Consider the following 3,917-nt stretch of genomic DNA (forward strand, 5'->3'; position numbering starts at 1 on the left):
TCGCTGGCCAGGCAGCTTGTGGTGCCATGCTGGATGTTGAGAGTGGATACGGCAAATTTATTGGTCTGTCGGCAATGCCTTCCTCTCAGGTTATTTACGGCATCGTCATCATGTTCACCCTCAGCGGTATCGGTGTTTCCGATAACAGCGCCCCTGGCCTGCTGGGCATTGGTCTACTGACCGGTATTGCCCTGATGTACTCTGCTATCTATCAGGGTCAGGCGGTTGCCGCTTGCATCAATGCCTCCAAGAACAAACCAGAAGTCTTTGGTCTGTCCATTGCTCCTGCTGCGATCGTTGAAGGCTTTGCGGTATTTGCTTTCGTATTTGCCCTGGTTCTGGGTCAGCAGATTGCGGCCTGATCAGAAGACTGTGAACAGTGAACGGTGGACCGTTAACCAGAGGAATAAATTATGACAGCAGCAATGAATCCTGGCGGCCAGAACGTCTCTGTTGGCGTTCAGGAGCTGATCGAGAAACTGCGCAATCAGGGCGTACAAGACGGTCGTGATCAGGCTGACCGTATTATCAACGAAGCCCGGGCCAATGCCGCTGAGCTGATCCGGGAAGCTCAGGCGAAAGCCGACACGATTGTCAGCAAGGCTCGTGAAGAGGCGGACTTCATCACCAAATCCGGTCAGGAAGCCCTTCAACTCGCAGAGCGTAACGCCGTTCTGGAACTGAAAGATTACCTGCTGGAAAAATTCTCCGGACAGGTCAGTGCGCTGGTCAGCGGCTCTCTGGAGAAAGAAGAAGTGCTCAAGCAAATGATTCTGGAAGTGGCGGGCGAAAATAACCTGCACGGCGAGAAAAATCTGGAAGTGGTTCTGCCACGCAAAGTCATCGGTGTTGATGAGCTGCGCAAAAACCCGGATCTGGTTAAACAGGGGCCTCTGTTGGACTTCGTCACCGGTCAGGCCGCTGAAATGCTTCAGGAAGGCGTGACCTTCTCGGTAGGCAAGACCTGCCAGAGTGGTATCAAGTTCCGTCTTCACGACAAAGAGATCGAAGTGGAACTGAGCGACACAACCGTCACGGCTGTTTTGCTGAGACACCTTCAGCCTCGTTTCCGGGCACTGCTGGAAGGTATCGTCAAATAATGAGTAAAGAGTCAGAAGTTAACAGCCAAGACTGAAAACACCTGACTTTCAGGGAGAATGAAATGGCAGAAAATGCCTATTACACTTTGGTGACTTCGCTTCCTCATATCGATTCACTGTTTGACAGCAAGATCACTCCGATCTCCCGTCTGCAACTGGATCGACGCCTCTCCATGTTGAATCAGGAAGACAAGGATACCCTGATCAAGGTGGAGCAGCTTATGCACTGGAGCCACCTGGGCGAAGACGTCGACGAAGCAGCTCTGATCAAACTGGCCGCCCGCCTGCATGGTGAGCTTCCCAGCCAGACCCTGCGTGATCTGATCAACTGGCGGCTAGACATGAGAACGGTCATGGCAGCATTGCGCCGTAAGATGCAGGGCAAGCAGGCACCGGGCGACCCCCAGTGGAGCTTCGGCACCCGCTATGCCTATATTCGCCGCAACTGGAGCAATCCAACACTGGGCCTTCAGCACGCCTTCCCGTGGATTCCACAGGCTATTGATTGCCTGAACAGGCAGGATTATCTCAGTCTCGAGAAAACCCTGCTGGAAGCCGTATGGCGCCGACTGGACGACGCTGGCAGACAGCACTGCTTCGACTTTGAAGCGGTAGTGATCTACCTGCTGCGCTGGAACCTGGTGGCCCGCTGGACAGCCTACGACGGTGAACAGGCAGTGGACCGCTTCAACGAATTGACTGATCTGGCCCTGGGCGAATTCGTCAACCCATTATCTGGAACCCGTGACGGTGACAGCTTGATTGAGCAGTCATAATGTGAAGAGGCACTACTTTTCAAGTGCCCCTGAGTGCATCGTCATGGCAAGCAGTAAACAGCTTTTGGAAAACTCCCATGAGTGAACAGACAAACACAGAACTGGAACAACAGGCTTCGGCCAAAGTCGTTGCCGTGATGGGTGACATCATCACCATCAAGAGTCTGGGCAGTAAGCCGCTGACCAAAAACGAAGTCGTCTACGTGATGCCCGGCCGCCGCTCCAATGAACAGGTGGAGGAGCAACTGATGGCAGAAGTCCTGAGGGTTCGCGGTGATATCGCTGACATTCAGGTCTACGAAGACACCCGGGGGGTCGCAGTAGGCGACGCCATCATCCAGACGGGCCATCTGCTCTCTCTGGAGCTGGGTCCCGGCATTCTTTCCATGATCTACGATGGTCTGCAGAACCCTCTGGAGAGACTGGCCTCTCTGCATGGTAAATTCCTGCAGCGCGGTGTCCAGATTGATGCGCTTGATCGCAGTCAGACGTGGGCCTTTACGGCAGTGGCCAAGATTGGTGACAAACTGCACGCGGGTGAAACCTTTGGTACGGTTCCCGAAGGTCGCTTTACGCACAAGATCATGATTCCTTTTAACACCGAAGGCGAAGTGGAAGTGATCTGGATCCAGGAAGGCTCCTTCAGCGTTGATACCGTCGTTGCCAAAGTGCGAAACCGGCAGGGTGACGAGATCGACCTTACGATGGTACAGAAGTGGCCGGTACGTCACTCCATTTCTGAAACCTTGTCCGGAAAAGGTAAAACTGAACGTCAGTATCCTGATACACCCCTGGTGACTACCCAGAGAATCGTGGACACTTTCTTCCCCATTGCCCGTGGTGGAACCGGTTGTATCCCCGGCCCGTTCGGTTCTGGAAAAACAGTATTACAGCACTCTTTCTCGCGTTACTGCGATGCCGACATCGTCATCGTAACAGCCTGTGGTGAACGCGCCGGTGAGGTGGTGGAAACCATTGAAGAATTTCCACACCTGCAAGATCCTACCACCGGCGGCTCCCTCATCGACCGCACCGTTATCATCTGTAATACCTCATCCATGCCTGTGGCCGCCCGTGAGGCTTCTATCTACACGGGTCTGACGCTCGGTGAATACTACCGTCAGATGGGGTACAACGTTCTCGCGCTGGCAGACTCCACTTCCCGCTGGGCCCAGGCCATGCGTGAGACCTCCAACCGTCTGGAAGAGATTCCCGGTGAAGAAGGTTTCCCGGCTTACATGGACTCTGCCATTAAAGGTGTATACGAACGTTGCGGTGTCATCCGTAACGAAGAAGGAGACGAAGGCTCCCTGACTCTGGTGGGCTCTGTATCCCCCGCCGGTGGTAATTTCGAGGAGCCTGTAACCCAGGCAACCCTGAGTACGGTCAAAACCTTCCTGGGACTTTCCTATGACCGCGCCTATAAGCGTTTCTACCCTGCCATTGACCCATTGATCTCCTGGTCCCGCTATCTTGATCAGTTATCCGGGTGGTACAGCAATAACCTGTCCGCTGACTGGGTAGATACCGTCAAGGAAATGCAGGCCCTGCTTGTCAAAGGTGACAGCATCAACCAGATGATGCAGGTGACCGGTGAAGAAGGTATTACTCTGGAAGATTACGTTACTTTCCAGAAGTCTTTCTTTCTGGATATGGTCTACCTGCAGCAGGACGCCTTTGATGATGTCGACAGCAGTTGCCCATTGAGCCGTCAGAAGGCCTGCTTCGAGCTGGTTGTGAGCCTGATCGGTCAGCAGTACGCCTTCAAGGATAAAGAAGTAGCCCGTGACTACTTCGTGAAGCTGACCGGCCTGCTCAAGAACCTCAACTACTCACACGATGGCTCCCCGGAATATAACGGCTATCTCCAGAAGATCGAAGAGTTAAGAAGTCAATACATTGGTACCGCTGCCGCGGCCTGATTCTGAGCTTCTCAAAAAAGCCGACTACTGTCGGCTTTTTTAATGAATCCATAAAAAAGTTTGAACCTGTTCAAAATACGACAAGTTACAACGATAGTCCTACTTTACCCGCCCTCTCT

Annotated in this window: 4 protein-coding genes; all 4 read left to right on the forward strand. The window is 53.3% G+C overall.

What is annotated here, in order from left to right; all coding sequences use genetic code 11:
- On the forward strand, positions 1-362 hold a 362-nt coding region (locus tag KDK17_RS14015), incomplete at its 5' end, for an ATP synthase subunit C (protein WP_257288314.1).
- Positions 363-413: 51 nt separating this feature from the next.
- A complete protein-coding gene (locus KDK17_RS14020) occupies positions 414-1,100 on the forward strand; it encodes an ATPase (protein WP_257280413.1) in 687 nt (228 codons plus the stop codon).
- Positions 1,101-1,162: 62 nt separating this feature from the next.
- A complete protein-coding gene (locus tag KDK17_RS14025; protein WP_257280414.1) occupies positions 1,163-1,876 on the forward strand; it encodes a DUF2764 domain-containing protein in 714 nt (237 codons plus the stop codon).
- A gap of 77 nt (positions 1,877-1,953) precedes the next feature.
- Complete coding sequence (locus KDK17_RS14030) at positions 1,954-3,798, forward strand: V-type ATP synthase subunit A (protein WP_257280415.1); 1,845 nt, start codon at positions 1,954-1,956, stop codon at positions 3,796-3,798.
- Positions 3,799-3,917 lie beyond the last annotated feature (119 nt).

The sequence above is a fragment of the Endozoicomonas sp. SESOKO2 genome (assembly GCF_024606245.1).
Classification (GTDB): domain Bacteria; phylum Pseudomonadota; class Gammaproteobacteria; order Pseudomonadales; family Endozoicomonadaceae; genus Endozoicomonas_A.